The 15394-nt window shown below is 73.4% G+C and carries 16 protein-coding genes; 8 read left to right on the top strand and 8 right to left on the bottom strand.

Annotation, left to right across the window (positions count from 1 at the left end; genetic code table 11):
* Nucleotides 1–42 precede the first annotated feature (42 nt).
* The 5 genes from ACQPZA_RS28680 to ACQPZA_RS28660 are packed head-to-tail and all read left to right on the top strand — an operon-like array spanning nt 43 to nt 4688.
* On the top strand, nt 43–1251 hold the full coding sequence (locus ACQPZA_RS28680) for a substrate-binding domain-containing protein (RefSeq protein WP_433275262.1): 1209 nt from the start codon (nt 43–45) through the stop codon (nt 1249–1251).
* Nucleotides 1248–2021, top strand: a complete 774-nt coding sequence (locus ACQPZA_RS28675) for an ABC transporter ATP-binding protein (RefSeq protein WP_433275261.1) — start codon at nt 1248–1250, stop codon at nt 2019–2021. The genes ACQPZA_RS28680 and ACQPZA_RS28675 overlap by 4 nt, the downstream gene beginning before the upstream one ends.
* The gene (locus tag ACQPZA_RS28670) at nt 2018–2728 is read left to right on the top strand and encodes an ABC transporter ATP-binding protein (protein WP_433275260.1); all 711 of its coding nucleotides are present in this window, start codon (nt 2018–2020) and stop codon (nt 2726–2728) included. Before ACQPZA_RS28675 ends, ACQPZA_RS28670 begins: the two co-directional genes overlap by 4 nt.
* Complete coding sequence (locus ACQPZA_RS28665; RefSeq protein WP_169400049.1) at nt 2725–3612, top strand: branched-chain amino acid ABC transporter permease; 888 nt, start codon at nt 2725–2727, stop codon at nt 3610–3612. The genes ACQPZA_RS28670 and ACQPZA_RS28665 overlap by 4 nt, the downstream gene beginning before the upstream one ends.
* Complete coding sequence (locus tag ACQPZA_RS28660) at nt 3609–4688, top strand: branched-chain amino acid ABC transporter permease (RefSeq protein ID WP_433275259.1); 1080 nt, start codon at nt 3609–3611, stop codon at nt 4686–4688. Before ACQPZA_RS28665 ends, ACQPZA_RS28660 begins: the two co-directional genes overlap by 4 nt.
* Nucleotides 4689–4822: 134 nt before the next feature.
* Here ACQPZA_RS28660 and ACQPZA_RS28655 read toward each other — a convergent pair whose 3' ends face one another.
* The 7 genes from ACQPZA_RS28655 to ACQPZA_RS28625 form a co-directional block, all read right to left on the bottom strand.
* Nucleotides 4823–5584, bottom strand: a complete 762-nt coding sequence (locus ACQPZA_RS28655) for a class I SAM-dependent methyltransferase (RefSeq protein ID WP_433275258.1) — start codon at nt 5582–5584, stop codon at nt 4823–4825.
* Nucleotides 5585–5676: 92 nt separating this feature from the next.
* Entirely contained in the window at nt 5677–7524 is a 1848-nt protein-coding gene (locus ACQPZA_RS28650) for a helix-turn-helix domain-containing protein (RefSeq protein ID WP_433275257.1), read from the bottom strand.
* A gap of 62 nt (nt 7525–7586) precedes the next feature.
* A complete protein-coding gene (locus ACQPZA_RS28645) occupies nt 7587–9032 on the bottom strand; it encodes a hypothetical protein (RefSeq protein WP_433275256.1) in 1446 nt (481 codons plus the stop codon).
* Between the two features lie 169 nt (nt 9033–9201).
* Nucleotides 9202–9363 carry a hypothetical protein gene (locus tag ACQPZA_RS28640; protein WP_433275255.1) on the bottom strand — a complete coding sequence of 54 codons (162 nt, stop codon included), beginning with the start codon at nt 9361–9363 and terminating at the stop codon, nt 9202–9204.
* Between the two features lie 47 nt (nt 9364–9410).
* Nucleotides 9411–10697: an MFS transporter gene (locus ACQPZA_RS28635; RefSeq protein ID WP_433283034.1), complete on the bottom strand. Its 1287-nt coding sequence runs from the start codon at nt 10695–10697 to the stop codon at nt 9411–9413.
* 71 nt (nt 10698–10768) lie between these two features.
* On the bottom strand, nt 10769–11530 hold the full coding sequence (locus tag ACQPZA_RS28630; RefSeq protein WP_433275254.1) for a 3-hydroxybutyrate dehydrogenase: 762 nt from the start codon (nt 11528–11530) through the stop codon (nt 10769–10771).
* 112 nt (nt 11531–11642) lie between these two features.
* A complete protein-coding gene (locus ACQPZA_RS28625; protein ID WP_433275253.1) occupies nt 11643–12119 on the bottom strand; it encodes a MarR family winged helix-turn-helix transcriptional regulator in 477 nt (158 codons plus the stop codon).
* Between the two features lie 80 nt (nt 12120–12199).
* On the opposite strand from ACQPZA_RS28625, the gene ACQPZA_RS28620 reads away from it, so the two are divergent.
* Entirely contained in the window at nt 12200–13027 is an 828-nt protein-coding gene (locus ACQPZA_RS28620) for an LLM class flavin-dependent oxidoreductase (protein WP_433275252.1), read from the top strand.
* A 9-nt stretch (nt 13028–13036) separates the two neighbouring features.
* On the opposite strand, the gene ACQPZA_RS28615 is transcribed toward ACQPZA_RS28620, so the two are convergent.
* Nucleotides 13037–13606, bottom strand: coding sequence for a peroxiredoxin (locus ACQPZA_RS28615; protein ID WP_211175323.1), 570 nt, complete (start codon nt 13604–13606; stop codon nt 13037–13039).
* 154 nt (nt 13607–13760) lie between these two features.
* On the opposite strand from ACQPZA_RS28615, the gene ACQPZA_RS28610 reads away from it, so the two are divergent.
* Together ACQPZA_RS28610 and ACQPZA_RS28605 are read left to right on the top strand one after the other, a co-directional pair.
* A complete protein-coding gene (locus ACQPZA_RS28610) occupies nt 13761–14807 on the top strand; it encodes a cation diffusion facilitator family transporter (RefSeq protein ID WP_169400313.1) in 1047 nt (348 codons plus the stop codon).
* 105 nt (nt 14808–14912) lie between these two features.
* Nucleotides 14913–15362 carry a hypothetical protein gene (locus ACQPZA_RS28605; RefSeq protein ID WP_344015850.1) on the top strand — a complete coding sequence of 150 codons (450 nt, stop codon included), beginning with the start codon at nt 14913–14915 and terminating at the stop codon, nt 15360–15362.
* The last annotated feature ends 32 nt before the right edge of the window (nt 15363–15394 follow it).

Below are 15394 nucleotides of genomic sequence, written 5' to 3'. Positions count from 1 at the left end.
TCGTAGCGTCCTCGCAGCCCCGCGTGTGCTCGAGGAGGAGTCATGCTCCAGCGTTCCGGTCGCTCTCCAGCGGCCCTGCTCATCGTCGTACTGGCCGTGTTGCTCGCCGCCTGCGGCGCGCCCGGATCGAGCGGCGAGGGCTCCGGTGCCGACGGCGCGACCGCGCCGCTGCGGGTCGGACTGGTGCACTCCACCACGGGCCCCCTCGCGAGCTACGGCGCTCAGTACGCGGCAGGGTTCCGGGCCGGCCTGGACTACGCCACGGGCGGCACCGGGAAGGTCGGCGAGCGCTCGGTCGAGATCACCGAGGCCGACGACGCGGGCGACCCGGCCAAGGCAGTCGCCGCCGCCACCGACCTGATCGGACAGGGCTACAAGGTGATCGCCGGGTCGACGGCATCGGGCGTGGCACTGCAGGTGGCGCCGCTGGCCGAGGAGAACCGGGTGCTGTTCATCTCCGGCCCGGCCGCCACCGACGCGGTCACCGGCGCGAACGCGTACACCTTCCGCTCGGGGCGCCAGACCTACCAGGACGTGCTGACCGCCGGGACGATCGTCGGCGACCCGGCCGGTCGCTCCGTGATCGTGTTCGCACAGGACAGCGCCTTCGGGCAGGCCAACGCCCAGGCGGTGACCACCGTGCTCGGCGGGAAGGGCGCGCGGGTCACCCCGGTGCTGGTGCCCGCTGGTGCCACCGACCTCACCCCCTTCGCCCGGCAGGCCGTCGACGCCGCACCGGACCTGCTGTTCGTCGCCTGGGCCGGCGCCAACGCCACCCAGATGTGGCAGACCCTGCAGCAGCAGGGCGCCTTCGAGGCGTCCACGGTGGTGACGGGGCTGGACATCAAGGCCACCTACCCGATCTTCGGCCCGGCCGCCGACAAGATCCACTTCTTGTCGCACTTCTTCCCCGGCGCCACCTCCAACGAGGCCTACAAGGCGCTGGAGGCGGGCCTCGCGAAGCAGGGCGCCGAGGTCGACCTGTTCACCAACGACGGGTTCGTGGCCGCCCAGATGGTGGTGCACGCCCTCGAGGAGGGCAGCGACGACACCGCCGCGATGGCCAAGGCCCTGGAGGGCTGGACGTTCACGGGGCCGAAGGGTGAGACGACGATCCGCGCCGAGGACCACGCCGTGCTGCAGCCGATGTTCACCGCACGGCTCACGCCCTCGGGCGGCGGCTTCGCGCCCCAGCTCGTCGACACCCTCTCCCCGGACGCGGTGGCCCCACCCGTCGCACCCGTCAAGTGAGCCCGGTCGACGTCACCGCCACGGCAGCCCCGGTCCTCGCCGCCCACGACCTCGGCTGGGTCGTGGGCGGCGCGGTGATCCTCGCGGAGGTGACCCTCGGCGTCCGCGACGGCGAGCTGCTGGCCGTGATCGGCCCGAACGGCGCGGGCAAGTCCACGCTCCTGCACCTGCTCTCCGGGGTGCGGCGCCCGACGAGCGGCACCGTCGAGCTGGGCGGGCGGGACGTGACCCGCGCGTCGGCCGCCGCCCGCGCCCGGCACGGCCTCGGCCGGACGTTCCAGACCTCCAGCCTGTTCGGTGGTCTCTCGGCCAGGGAGAACGTCCGGCTGGCGGTGCAGAGCCGCAGGCCGGGCCCGCTGTCGGTGCTGCGCGGGGCGCAGGGACGCGACGAGCTGGCCGAGGCCGACGCGCTGCTGGAGCAGGTCCGGATGGCCCACCGCGCCACGGCGACGGCAGGCGAGCTCTCCCACGGCGACAAGCGCAAGCTCGAGATCGCGATCGCACTCGCCCGGAAGCCGTCGGTGCTGCTGCTCGACGAACCGATGGCCGGGGTGTCGGTGGAGGACGTGCCCGCTCTGGTCGAGCTGATCGGCGGCCTGCGTGCCGGCGGGGTCAGCGTGACCATGGTCGAGCACCACATGGACGTCGTGCTCGGGCTGGCCGACCGGGTGGCGGTGCTGCACCACGGCAGGCTGCTCGCAGTGGGCTCGCCCGCCGAGGTCACCGCCGACGCCACGGTCCAGCAGGCGTACCTGGGGGAGGAGCTGTGACACACGCTCCCGTGCTCGAGCTGGACGACGTGCACGTCCGCATCGGCGGCTCGCACGTCCTGCAGGGGGTGTCGCTGACCGTGGCGCCGACCGGGGTGACCGCCCTGCTCGGCCGCAACGGCGTCGGCAAGACCACGACCCTGCGTGCCGTCGTCGGGCTGGTGCCGCGCACCGGCTCCATCCGGCTCGCGGGCGACGAGATCGGCCGCGGGCGCACACCGTGGGTGGTGCGTCAGGGCGTCGGCTACGTGCCCGAGGACCGGGAGGTGTTCGCGACCCTGACGGTGGCGGAGAACCTGCGGCTGGCCTGCCCCGACCCCGAGCCGGAACGCGCGGCGCTCGTGCACGAGCTGTTCCCGGAGCTGGCCGAACGCCGCAAGCAGCGCGCGGGGACGCTCTCGGGTGGGCAGCAGCAGATGGTGGCGCTCGCGCGGGCACTGCTCCCGCCGAGCCGGCTCCTGCTGATCGACGAGCCGACCAAGGGTCTCGCGCCGCGGCTGGTCACCGAGGTGGCGGCCGCGCTGGAACGGGTGGCGCAGGTGACGCCCGTGCTGCTGGTGGAGCAGAACCTGCCCGTGGTGCGCAGGCTCGCCGGGGACGTCGTGGTGCTCGACGCCGGCGGCGTCGTCCACACGGGACGGGCCGACGAGCTGCTGGCCGACCACGGCCGGACCAGGGAGCTGCTCGGAGTGGGGAGCCGTTCGTGAGTACGTTCGTACTGCTCTTGGCGACGGGGCTGGGGCTCGGGGCCCTGTACTTCCTCGTGGCCTCCGGGCTGAGCCTGATCTACGGGCTGATGGGCGTGCTGAACTTCGCGCACGGCGCGTTCCTCGCCGCGGGCGCCTACGCGGCGTGGTGGGCCGCGTCCGGCGGGCTGCCCGGCGCCGGTGGTGACGGCTGGGGGTTCGTGCTGGCCACCGCGTTCGGGGTGGTGGTCGGGGCGGCCGTCGGCGCCGGGGTGGAGCTGCTGCTGATCCGGCCGCTCTACCGTCGCCACATCGAGCAGGTGCTGGTCACCGTCGGGCTCGGGCTGGTGGGCGTGGCGCTGCTGCGCGGCATCTGGGGCGCCGACCCGCTGCCGTTCCCGCGGCCCGCGCTCGCGTCCGGTGTCACGACGATCGGGGGCGCGGCGATCCCCAACGACCGCTTCGTGCTCCTCGTCGCCGCCGTCGCGGTGCTGCTCGGGCTCCTGGCGTTGCTCCGGTTCACCCGCATCGGGCTGGTCATCAGGGCCGGGGTGGAGAACCGCTCGATGGTCGAGGCGTTGGGCATCGAGGTGCGCCGCACGTTCACGCTGGTCTTCGCCATCGGTGGCGCGGTCGCGGCACTCGGCGGCGTGCTCGGGTCGGTGTACCTGGGCAGCGTGTCGCCGGGACAGGGCACCTCGCTGCTGATCTTCGCGTTCATCGTCGTCGTGATCGGCGGTCTCGGCTCGCTGACCGGGTCGGCGGTGGCCGCGGTCGTCGTCGGGCTGGTGCAGCAGCTCGCGAACTACTACACGGCCTCCGGGGTGGGTGACCTGTCCGTGGTGCTGCTGCTCGCGCTGGTGCTGCTCGTGCGTCCGGGTGGGCTGTCGGGGAGGACGGCATGAGCATCGTCGAGCAGGTCCGGCAGCGGGCGACGGCCGGTGAGGCGCCGCGGCGCGCACCGTGGTGGCGCTCGGCCGTGGCGCCGGTGGTGATGCTCGTGGTGCTCGCGGCCCTGCCGTACGTCTCGGTGCCGCTGCCCGGGGTGCTGCCGGGGCTGGTGAACAGCCCCGGGTCGATGCAGCTACTGGCGCTCTGCCTGGTGTTCGGGGGCGTCGCGCTGTCCTACGACCTGCTCTTCGGACGCACCGGGCTGCTCTCGTTCGGCCACGCGCTGTTCGTCGCGGCCGGCTCCTACACCGCCGCGCTGGCGCTGGCCCGGCCCGGAGTGGGCCTGGCCGCCGCCGTCGGGATCGCGGTGGTGGTGGGCGTGGTCCTGCCGCTGCTCGTCGGCGCGGTCGCGCTGCGCGTCACCGGCATCGCGTTCGCGATGGTGACGCTGGCGTTCGCGCAGGCCGGGTCGATCCTCGTGCTGCGCAACCCCGGCGGGCTCACCGGTGGCGAGGAGGGCCTCCCGCTCGACCGCGAGGGCCTCCCGGACCTGCTGGTCGGCGTCGTCAACGCGCCGTACCGGTACTGGCTCGCGCTGGCGTACCTGGCGCTGTGCTGGGGGGTGGTGGCCTGGCTCGTGCGCTCGCGCGCTGGACACATCTGGGCCGCGGCGCGGGAGAACCCCGAACGCGTCGCGGTGCTGGGCCTGTCGGTGTACCGGGCGCAGCTGCTCGCCGTGCTGGTGGCGGGCCTGCTCGGCACGCTCGGCGGCGTGGCCCACCTGCTCGTGGTGGGCGGGGCGACCCCCTCCCTCACCACCAGCGAGCTGACCCTCGGGCTGCTGGTGATGGTGGTGCTGGGTGGCGCGGGCAGCAGGTGGGGTGCGGTGCTCGGCGGCGTGCTCTACACCTACCTCGACAACCGGTTGCTGGAGCTGGCCGGTTCCGACGCGGTGGCCGGGCTCCCGGCCGTGCTGCGCGTGCCGCTGTCGGAGCCGACGTTCGTGCTGGGCACGTTGTTCGTTGCGGTGGTGTTCTTCGCCCCCGGCGGCCTCGTCGGGCTGGTGCGCCGCCGCCGCGCGTCCCCCTGACCCGCCCCCGCCCCCGCCCCCCGCCCCCCGCCCCGCGAGTCGCCCGTTTCCCGCCCGCGAGTCGCCCGCCCCTGCCCCGCGAGTCGCCCGTTTCGCGCGGGTGAGTCGCCCCGTCGCGGGGCGCCCGGGCCTGGTCACTTCCGGCTGCACCACACCGTGCACGTGAACTGGGCCCGGACGACCTCGGCCGGCATCCGCGGCTCGAACTCGGCGAGGAGCCATGCGCGGAGTTCGGCGCGGGTGGTGCGGCCGTCGTCGATCGCGCTGGTCGCGTTGCTCTGGCTGAGCAGGTAATCCGCCAGCGCGTCCGCGGTCATCGGCACGTCGTACCGCAGCTCCTCCGACCCGACGAACGCGAGCCCGGCGACGTCCGCCGCGTCGCGGTCGAAGTGGCTGCGTCTCGGCGGCCCCGGGTAGCGCGGCCGGTAGGTGCCGGCGAGCCAGTCCGTGAGGGCATCGGCGCCGCCGAGCCGGCCGCTGAAGAAGTCGGAGTACACGGCGAACCCGCCGCCCGGACGAAGGACGCGGGCCACCTCGGCGAGGGCTCGTGCCTGGTCGAACCAGTGGAACGCGGCGGCGGTGACGACGAGCCCGGCCGAGCACGAGGCCAGCGGGAGACGTTCGGCGCCGGCCTGCAGGTAACCGACCCCGGCGGCCGGGGCTGCGGCGCGCAGCATCGACGCCGAGACGTCCAGCCCGACGACCTGCGCCGCGACGGCGGTGAGCGCGCGCGTGGACATGCCGGTGCCGCACCCGACGTCCACGGCGAGGCTGAGCGGATCACCGAGGTCCAGCAGCCGGGCCACCGCCCCGACCGCGGCCGGGTGGTAGTCGGGGCGGCCCAGGGCGTAGTACTCGCCCGTCAGCGCCCCGAGGAACGGGTTCGACGCGGTCACGAGCCCTCCTGTCATCGGGCCGAACATGCACTCGTTCACGATCCACGATCGCGGGTGAACGACTGCACGTTGATCTTGTGGACGCGGCGGAGCTAGCCCGCGCGGATCCTGCGCAGCCGCAGCGCCAGCTGGATCTCCAGCGCCCGGTCCGGGCCCTGCCAGTCGGGGCCCAGCAGCGACGCGATCCGGTCGAGCCGCTGCGCCACCGTGTTGACGTGGACGTGGAGCGCACTCGCCGCCCGGCGGGGGCTGCCGCCCGCCGCGAAGTACGCCTCCAGCGTGCCGAGCAGGTCGCTGCCCCGCCGGGTGTCGTACTCGGTCACCGAGCCGAGGACGCGGTGCAGGTAGCGCTCGACGTCGCCGGGGGTGCTGGTCACCAGCCCCGCGAACCCCAGGTCGTGGGCCGAGCCTGCCCGCATCCCGATCGCCGCCAGTGCGTCGGTGACGCGGCGGGCCTCGGCGTGGGCGTCACGCAGGCCGGCGGCGGGGACGACCGGACCGGTGGCACCCACGGTGACCTGGGCGTCGTCTGCTCCCAGGCGACGGGACAGGACGGCCGCGACGGCGGAGGGGTCGCGTCCCGGCACGACGGCGACGATCTCGCCGTGGTGCTCACCCGCGAGCCCGCGGCCGTCCCCCGCGGTGGCTGCGGCCAGGTGGAGCCCTCGCCGCGTGCCGCGGCACACGGCCACCACGTGCGGGGTCTGCAGCCGCAGCCCGAGCAACCGCCCGCGCTCGACGAGTGCGCCGTCGATCTGGCCGTCCGGGCGCCCGAGCAGGTCGGCGAGCAGGTCGGTGCGCACCCGCTGGTCGGCCTCGGCCGCGCGGAGCCGGAACAGCAGCACGAGCGCGGTCACCATCGCCGCCCGCTCCACGGTGCGGCCCTGCCCGCTGTCCAGCGGCGCGCAGCCGCCGAGCACGAGCGTGCCGAGCCGCTGGCCGGCCGCGCTCACCACGACGGCCCACACCCCGCCCGCCTCCGCGAGCCGGCCCGACGCGGCGGAATGGCGCACCGCCTCCGCCGTGGCCAGCGGGTCGTGGTCGGGGCCGGGCGCGGGAGCGGGACCGTGCGAGGCGATCCGCTGGTCGTCGACGTCGAGCACCGCCACCCAGCAGCCCAGCAGCTCGCCGAGCGCGGCCGCGATGTCGTCCACCCCGCCGCCGGACAGCACCACCCCGGCGAACCGGTCGTGCGCCGCCGCGGCCTGCTCGATCCCGGCGTGTGCGCTCGACAGGGCCGCCAGTGCCTGGGCCGTCTCGGCGGCGCGCCGGGACTGCACGAGTGAGACGGCGGCGAGCGCGGCGAGCGAGCCGAGCAGCGCCACCTCGCTGCGGTTGAACGGGCGGCGGCTGCGGTTGGCCGCGAAGAGCACGCCGACGAACTCGCCGTCCACCAGCAGCGGGGTGCCGCAGATCGCGACCAGCCCCTCCTCGTCCACGGCCGAGTCGATCTCGGAGGTGTGGGCGTAGCGCTCGTCGCCCGGGTAGTCGGCGGTCCAGTACGGCCGCCGGGTCTGCGCCACCAGGCCGCCGAGGCCTGCGCCCTGCGGCAGCCGCAACGCCTGGAACGCCGCCGAGACCGACCCGGCCGTCGCCCGCATGAACGTGTCGCCCTGCTCGGCGTCGGCGAGGGTCAGGTAGGCGACGTCCGTGCTCAGCAGGCTGCGGGCGCGCCGCACGATCGCATCGAGCACCCCGCCGGGCTCGGGCCGGGACGCGAGGTCGCGCGCGATGTCGACGAGCGCCGACAGCTCGGCCTCCCGCCTGCGCTGCGCGTCGATCCCGCTCCGCACCCGCAACGCGAGCTCGCGGGCCACCGCCGCGGTCTGCGGGTCGGCCTCGGCGAGTGCCCGCGACTGCTCGTCGATCCGTTCGGCGGGAGCGTCCTGCGCGAGCAGGCGGAGCAGCTCCAGCGCGGTCCGGGACACGGCGGTGATCATGCCACCGCCCCCGGCGGGAGGAGAGTCGGAGGAGAGAGCCCCAGGGACGGCAACTCCGGCCGTCAGCCCTGGATCCCGAGCTCCGCCAGCGTGGTGAAGGACTGGAGCACCGCCCGGAACGCTCTCGGCCGATCGGACGGATCCATGCGCGGATAGTGGGCTCTGAACTCGGTGAAGACCTCGACGGCGTGGTCGATGATCTCGGTGGCAGGTCCGCGGGGGCCGGTGTGCGTGCCCGGCAGCTCCAGCTGGGGGCGGAAACTCTCGATGCCGGCGAGAAAGGAGTCGATGATCTTGTCGATGTCGGTCTTGAGCTCCTGCTGCCGCTCCTCGACCTCGTTGTAGCGGAGCTCGCGGTAGGGGTCGCGCGGGTCGTAGGGGATGCCGAAGTTCTGGGCGATGTCCATCACCTCGTGCATCGAGTGGGGCGCCAGGCTCGACGTGTGGTCGTAGGAGACCCGCCAGAAGGCGAAGATGCTGTGCGCCAGGACCGTGAGATCCCGGATGCCGGCACCTGAGGCCTGGCCCAGCTTCAGCATCCGGGCCGCCGTGGACGAGGAGCCGGCCCAGATCGGGAGCTTGAGCTGCCGAGCGAACCGGGTGACGGGGTCGCGCTCGTTGCGGGTGCCCTGGGACCTCCGGGGTCCTCGAGTGCGTCCGCGACTCGGGTCGGTCTGCCGCACACCGTCCCGGTAGCCCACGGTGGACAACATCTCGTCGGGCTCCAGCACGTCCAGCAGTCCCTCACCCGCACTCGGTGGGACCCATTTCTTGGCCGGCCCGAAGTACTCCTCGAGGTCGTGGATCGCGATCATCTTGTCGCGGAAGGAGTATCTCCAGGGCTGGGCCAGCACGTCGAGGAAGCCGTTGGTGATCGTGGGGGCGATCCGCCGGTCGCCGGTCTTCCGGGCCTTCTCCTCGAAGTACTTCTGATAGGTGCCGCGGGCTCTGGGTCCGTCGCCGAGGTCCACGTCGTTCTCGTTGAGCTCCTGCAGGACGGCGAGGCGGTTCTCGTCCGGGAGGTTCAGGACCGCCTGGTACAGCCCGACGAGGATGCCGTCGAGGCGTGTGTTGACCTCCGCGCTCCCCGCGATCAGGTGGGCGTGGTCCTTCTCGGCCCGCCGCCCCGGTTTCGCCGCCACCCACCCGTACAGGCCCAGTTCGAGCTCATCGACCGTGTCGTACCTGCGGTCCTGCCTCTTGCTGCCGAACAGCGGGTGGGACTTGGGGCCCTTCGTGCCGATCTTGCCGTCGTCGACCCATTTCCAGAACTGCTTGCGCATCTGGTCCTGTTCGTCGCGGGTGCGCTGTCGGTAGCTCGGCAGAGCTTCCACCCGGCGCCACGTCTCCTCGGCGGCCCGTGTCCCCTCCGCGCCGATGTCGCGGTCCGCCAGGCGCAGCCGCCGCTGCACGGGCACCACGTCGTTGCCGGTGGAGGGACGCTGCTCCACCAGGTGCCGGACCGCGGCGTTGCCGGCCGTGCGCTGGAGCGTCAACAGCCGGGCCACTCTCCGGTTCCCGGTCCGCGGGTGGATCGCGTGCGCCGTCCGGTGATCACCGTGGGCGTCATGACCGGTCCCTCGCGGCGCGTGCTCGTACACACTGCCTCCCGTCTCGCGTCTCCGCAGCCTGGCACGGATCGAGCCCGCGGCGGGGTGCTGCCGACAACGCCCGTGGTCAGCGGTTCGGGTCTGTGCCGGCCAGCAGCACGAGGGCGTGGAGAACGGACGTCATGGCGGCGGGACGGTCCTCGGTCGGCAGCTCGGGGTAGTCGGCCTGGAACGTCGTGATGATCGCCGTCGCCTCACGGACATGCGTCGTGCGCCGCCGGACCGGCACCGGGCCGCGGAGGAGCCCGGTGCCGGTCCGACGGGTCTCGCCGCAGCTCAGCGGGACGCGCTGCCGAAGACAGCGGGATCCGCGGCGAGGTCGCGGGTGCGCGTCTCGGCGTACGTGCCGACCGCGAAGATCGACACGGCGGCGCTGAGGGCGACGTACACCGACACCGCGTAGCCGCTGTCGAACGTGGTGTACAGGGCCACCGCGATGATCGGGGCCAGGCCGCCCGCGACGACCGACGCGAGCTGGTAGCCGATCGACACCCCGGAGTAGCGCACCTTCGTCCCGAACAGCTCGGACAGGAACGCGGCCTGCGGGCCGTACATCGCGCCGTGGAACACGAGCCCGCCGACGACGGCCAGCGCGGTGAGCGCGAAGTTCCCCGTGTCGACGAGCGCTATGAACACGAACGCCCAGACCCCGACGCCCGCGGCCCCGAGCAGGTAGACGGGCTTGCGCCCGATCCGGTCGGACAGCGCGCCCCAGATCGGGATCGTGACCAGGTGCACGGCGGCACCGATCAGCACGGCCCCGAGGACGAACGAGCTGGACAGGCCCAGCCGCTGCGTCACGTACGTCGTGATGACGATGGTGAAGATGTAGTAGGAGACGTTCTCCGCGAAGCGGGCGCCCATCGCGGTGAACACCTCGCGCGGGTAGCGGCGGAACACCTCGACGATCGGCAGGGCCTCCTTCTCGCCTGCGGCGGCGAGCTTCGCCGCCCGGGCCTGCGCCTCCTTGAACAGCGGCGACTCCTCCACGGACAGCCGCACGTAGAGCCCGATCAGCACCAGCACCGCGGACAGCAGGAACGGGATCCGCCAGCCCCACGAGATGAAGTCGGCGTCGTTCTGCACGGCGGACAGCAGGAACAGCAGGCCGTTGGCGAGGAGCTGACCGAACGGGACGCCGGCCTGGGGCCAGCTCGCCCAGTAGCCGCGCCGCGCAGGGTCGCCGTGCTCGGAGACGATGAGCACCGCCCCGCCCCACTCGCCGCCGAGCGCGAAGCCCTGCACGAGACGCAGCACCACCAGGAGCAGGGGGGCCGCGATACCGATCGTCGCGTACCCCGGTAGGAGCCCGATCGCGAAGGTGGCGACCCCCATCATCACCAGGCTGACCACCAGGAGCGTCTTGCGGCCGATCTTGTCACCGAAGTGACCGAACACCATGCCGCCGATCGGTCGGGCGATGAACCCGATGGCGAACGTGCCCAGCGCGAGCAGCGTGCCGGCGGCCTGGTCGCTCGAGGGGAAGAAGACCGCAGGGAAGACCACGGCGGCGGCCACGCCGTAGAGGAAGAAGTCGTACCACTCGACGGTGGTGCCGGCCATGCTGGCCGCGACCACCTTGATGATGTTGCTGCGGGGCTGTTCCCTGTCGACCACGTTGTCTCCCGGTGTTCCTAGTGAGCGGTCCAGCCGCCGTCCATGGACAGCGACGATCCGGAGATGGACGACGACGCCGAGCCGTAGAGCACGGCGGCGAGCTCGGCCACCTCGTCGGGCTCGACGAGCCGTTTCACGGCCACCGGGCCGAGCATCACCTGCTCGACGACGGCGTCCTCGTCGATGCCGTGCGTGCGAGCCTGGTCCGCGATCTGCCGCTCGACAAGCGGTGTGCGGACGTAGGCGGGGTTGATGCAGTTGCTGGTGACGCCGTGCGCCGCCCCTTCGAGCGCGATCACCTTGGACAGCCCTTCCAGGCCGTGCTTCGCGCTGATGTAGGCCGACTTGAAGGGGCTCGCACGCAGGCCGTGGACGCTGGAGATATTGATGACCCGGCCCCAGCCGCGGTCGTACATGTGCGGCAGCGTGAGGCGGGCCAGTCGGAACGGCGCCTCCAGCATCACCCGCAGGATCAGGGAGAAGCGCTCGGGATCGAACTCGTGCAGCGGGGCGACGTGCTGCAGCCCGGCGTTGTTGACCAGGACGTCCACGGCGGCAGGTAGCGCGTCGACCGCGGCGAGGTCGGCGAGGTCGCAGGGCACGGGCTCGACCTGGGGCACGGCCTCGGCGAGCACCTTGAGGCCTGCCTCGTCACGGTCGACCGCGAGCACCGTCGCGCCGTCGTTGACGAGCCGTCGCACGATCGCGGCGCCGATGCCCGACGCCGCACCGGTGACCAGCGCGGTGCGGTCGGCCAGCACCGGTGTCGAAGGGGTCATGCCGGACGACGGTACGTCTGCCGGGGCGCTTACGCGCGGTGCGGAGACACCACGGATGCAGCGCCGGATGTGTCGGTGGCGCACACCTCCGGCGGCGGCGGACGGGCCCGGCTCAGAGCCGCCGGTAGCCCGGGTGCACGCCCGGGGTGAGGCCCTGGTCCTCGGCGATCCGGGCGAGGAGGGCGCGCAGCCGGGCCCGCTCCTCGTCCTCCAGGCTGCCGAGGATCGCGTCGTCGTGCTCGCGGCCGACGGCCTCGATCCGCTCCGCGAGCGCCTCACCGTCGGCGGTGAGGTGCAAGGCGTGCAGCCGCCGGTCGGCCGGGTTGCGCCGGCGCTCCACCAGCCCCCGGTCGGCGAGGGAGTCCACCAGGCCCACCAGCCGGCTCGCCGGGGTGCCGAGCAGCTGGGCCAAGGCCTGCTGGCTCTGGCCGGGGGTGGCGGCGATCGCCCGCAGCAGGCCGGTCTGCGGGGGCGTCAGGTCCAGGGTGGCGATCCGCTCGGCGAAGCGGGCGGCGGCGTGCGCCCCGAGCGCGGCGAGCAGGAAGGCGGCCCCGGGAGGGTCCTCGAGACGCCGGGGGGACGCGGTCACCGGCCGACCGTACCAGTTGACAAATCGTTCTCTGACGTCAATCATTCACAGATGTAACGACCTTCTGTCTGGAGGGAAAGATGAGCGACAGAGCGTTCCGGTTCGGGGTCGTGGCGACGCCCACCGGCGGTCCCGACGAGTGGATCGCGTCCGCGCGGCGCGCCGAGGAGCTCGGCTACTCGTCCCTCCTGATGCCCGACGGCCTGCAGCTGCTGGCACCGTTCCCCTCGCTCGCCGTGGCGGCGAGCGCCACCAAGGACCTCCGCGTCGGCACTTTCGTGCTGGCGAGCCCGCTGCGTCCGCCCCGATCGGCCGCCTGGGAGGGCCACAGCCTCTCGGTCCTCACCGGTGGCCGGTTCGAGTTCGGCATCGGCACGGGTCGCCCGGCCGTCCGGGAGTTCACCGAGAGCCTCGGCGTCCCGTTCGGCACCGCTGCGGAGCGGCTCCAGCAGGTGGCCGACAGCATCGACCACCTGCGTGAGCTCGACGGCACCGAGCGCCGCACCCCCGTGCTGGTGGCCGCGGGCGGCCCCAATGCGCTCGCGGTCGCCGCGGACAAGGCCGACATCGTCACGCTCGCCGCTGCGCCGCTCGCCTCCCGGGACGAGGTGGCGGGCATGGTGCGCACGCTCCGGAACGCGGCGGGCGACCGGGCGGACGCCATCGAGCTCGCGATGAACCTGTTCGTCGTGGGCACCGAGGTGCCGCCGTGGACCCAGAGCTTCGTCGGCGCGGACGCCGCCACGCTGATCGAGCACGACTCGCTCGTGATGCTCCGCGGCAGCACCACGGAGATGGCCGACGAGCTGCAGCGGCGCCGCGACGCCCTCGGCGTCTCCTACATCAGCGTCAACGGCGCGTTCTTCGAGCAGCTCGCGCCGGTGGTGGAGCGGCTCGCGGGGAGGTGACCCCGGTTCTCAGCCGGTGCCGTTCTCGCGGAGCCAGCCGAGCACCTGCTCGGCGTGCTCGCCGGGTGGGAACACCGGGTAGAAGACGTGCTCGATCGTTCCGTCGCGCACCACCAGGGTGATGCGCCGGTAGAGCGTCATCCCGTCGGCCTCGAACGTCGGCAGGTCCAGCGCTGCGGCGAGCCGGAGAGTCTCGTCGGAGACCATCGCGAACGGCAGCCGGAGGCGTTCGACGACCTCGCGCTGGTAGGCGGTGTCCTGGCTGGACAGGCCGTAGACGGCTCGCGCGCCTGCCGCCCGGAGATCCTCGTAGTGGTCGCGGAACCCGCACGTCTCCGGAGTGCAGCCCCGGGCACCCGGGATCTCGTCCCACCCGGTGGGCAGGTCGGCGCCCGGCCTGCCGGTGAGCGGATAGATGTAGAGGACGGTGCGGCCGGCACCGAACGCGGCGAGGTCGAGCGTGTCGCCTGCGGTGGTGGGCAGCACGACCGCCGGCATGGTGGTGCCGGCCAGGTGGTCGGCGGCCCCGTCGTCGACGGGCCGCGGCAGATCGTCCGGGAGGGTCTGCGGGTCGGTCACGGGACGCTCCTTTCGCTCGGGAAGGTACGCACGCGCCCACGACGGTAGCCGCGGGACCGGCCTGCGGTGGTCCGGCGCCGGCCGCAAGCAGGGGCGCTGTGGCGAAGCGCACCGTGGCTGAGCACCGGGCCATGCGGCCGCCTAGCCTCGGCCCGTGCACGAGGAGAAGCCACGGGAGGCGCCCGGGGAGAAGCCGCAAGGCAGCGGAGGCGAGAGCACGTTCACCGTCCTGGTCGCGACCGGGGCGAACGCGCTGATCGCGGTGCTGAAGCTGGTGGCGGGGTTGCTCACCGGCTCGGCGGCGATGCTCGCGGAGGCCGCGCACAGCGTCGCGGACACCGCCACCGAACTGCTGTTGCTCACCGCGCTGCGCCAGTCGGCCCGCCGCCCCGACCAGCGCCACCCCTTCGGCTACGGCAAGGCCCGCTTCTTCTGGGCGCTGATCGCGGCGGTGAGCATCTTCGTCTCCGGAGCCGTGTTCGCGTTCATCGAAGGGATCCGCGCGATGCTCGGCAGCGATGCCGAGCAGACCCTGGCGTGGGTGGCCTACGCGGTGCTCGGCGTGTCGTTCCTGCTCGAAGGGGCGTCCTGGCTGCAGGCGGTGCGCCAGGTGCGAAACGAGGCCGCCGCCGAGGACGTCGGCTTCCGCGCGTGGCTGCGCAACACCGACGACCCGACCGTGAAGAGCGTGTTCTTCGAGGACAGCGCGGCGCTCATCGGTCTCCTGCTCGCCTTCGGCGGCGTGGGACTGCACCAGCTCACCGGCTCGGGTTTCTGGGACGGGCTGGCGTCGGTGCTCATCGGCCTGCTGCTCAGCGGGGTGGCGTTCATCCTGGGCCGGACCAACGCCGGCCTGCTGATCGGGCGCCAGGCCGACCGGCGCACCGTCTACGCGCTGCGCGACGCACTCGCCGCCCGGCCCGAGGTCGACGCGGTCGTCGACCTGCTCACGATGACCGTGGGGACCGACCAGGTGCTGCTCTGCGCACGGCTCGACTTCGCCGACTCGCTCGACGCGGCCGCGCTGGAGCGGGCGTGTGTCGACATCGACATCGAGCTGCACGACCGCTTCCCCGACCTCCAGGAGGTCTTCCTCGAACCGGTGCCGCGCGCCGACCCGACCATGCGGCAGCGCGTGCTCGACCGCTACGGCGGCGCGGGCGCGCAGCGGTTGCGCGAAGGGCTGGACGCGGGGGCCTGAGCGCCGCCACGGGGGAGGGCCCCCGCCCCGATCAGGGGGTGCACCGGCCCGACCCGACCCGGCTGGCGGCGAACACTCGGTGGCACGTCCACCGAGGAGGCACCCGTGACCGCTGCACCCACCCGCACCGGAACCCCCACCCCCGTCCCCGCAACGGTCCGGCTCTCGGTGCTGCTGTGGCTCACGGCCATCACCGCCGGAGCGGCCGAGGTCCTGGTCCGGCTGCTGCTGCCGGAGCCGCCCACCCCGGCGCAGCTGTGGGCCCGGTTCGCGATCTACACCGCACTCGCCGTGCTGGTGCTGGCCCTGCACACCGGCCGCGGCGCCGTCCGGTGGGCGGTGGCGGTGCTGCTCGGTGGGATCGGCACGCTCTCGCTCGTGGTCGAACCGGCGACGTGGCTGCTGGCCGGCGGCTCACCAACGGCGTTCCTGGCCACGGCGGACGGCCCGACGCTGCTGGTGACCGGACTGCGCGTGGCGCACATCGCGGCGGTGCTGGTGGCGCTGACACTCCTGTTCCGCCCGACCGCGTCGGAGTTCTTCCGACGCCACTGACGCCCGCGCACTTCGCGTTACGGAGCCGTACT

This window comes from Pseudonocardia xinjiangensis, assembly GCF_050948425.1.
Lineage (GTDB): Bacteria > Actinomycetota > Actinomycetes > Mycobacteriales > Pseudonocardiaceae > Pseudonocardia > Pseudonocardia xinjiangensis.
Note: the sequence above shows the minus strand (reverse complement) of the source record. Positions and strands in the feature narration are given on the sequence as shown.

Bases quoted from the DNA above. Each gene is read 5' to 3' on its own strand.
- ACQPZA_RS28680 (WP_433275262.1), top strand. From the start codon at position 43: ATGCTCCAGCGTTCCGGTCGCTCTCCAGCGGCCCTGCTCATCGTCGTA.
- ACQPZA_RS28660 (WP_433275259.1), top strand. From the start codon at position 3,609: ATGAGCATCGTCGAGCAGGTCCGGCAGCGGGCGACGGCCGGTGAGGCG.
- ACQPZA_RS28650 (WP_433275257.1), bottom strand. From the start codon at position 7,524: ATGATCACCGCCGTGTCCCGGACCGCGCTGGAGCTGCTCCGCCTGCTC.
- ACQPZA_RS28635 (WP_433283034.1), bottom strand. From the start codon at position 10,697: ATGGCCGGCACCACCGTCGAGTGGTACGACTTCTTCCTCTACGGCGTG.
- ACQPZA_RS28630 (WP_433275254.1), bottom strand. From the start codon at position 11,530: ATGACCCCTTCGACACCGGTGCTGGCCGACCGCACCGCGCTGGTCACC.
- ACQPZA_RS28620 (WP_433275252.1), top strand. From the start codon at position 12,200: ATGAGCGACAGAGCGTTCCGGTTCGGGGTCGTGGCGACGCCCACCGGC.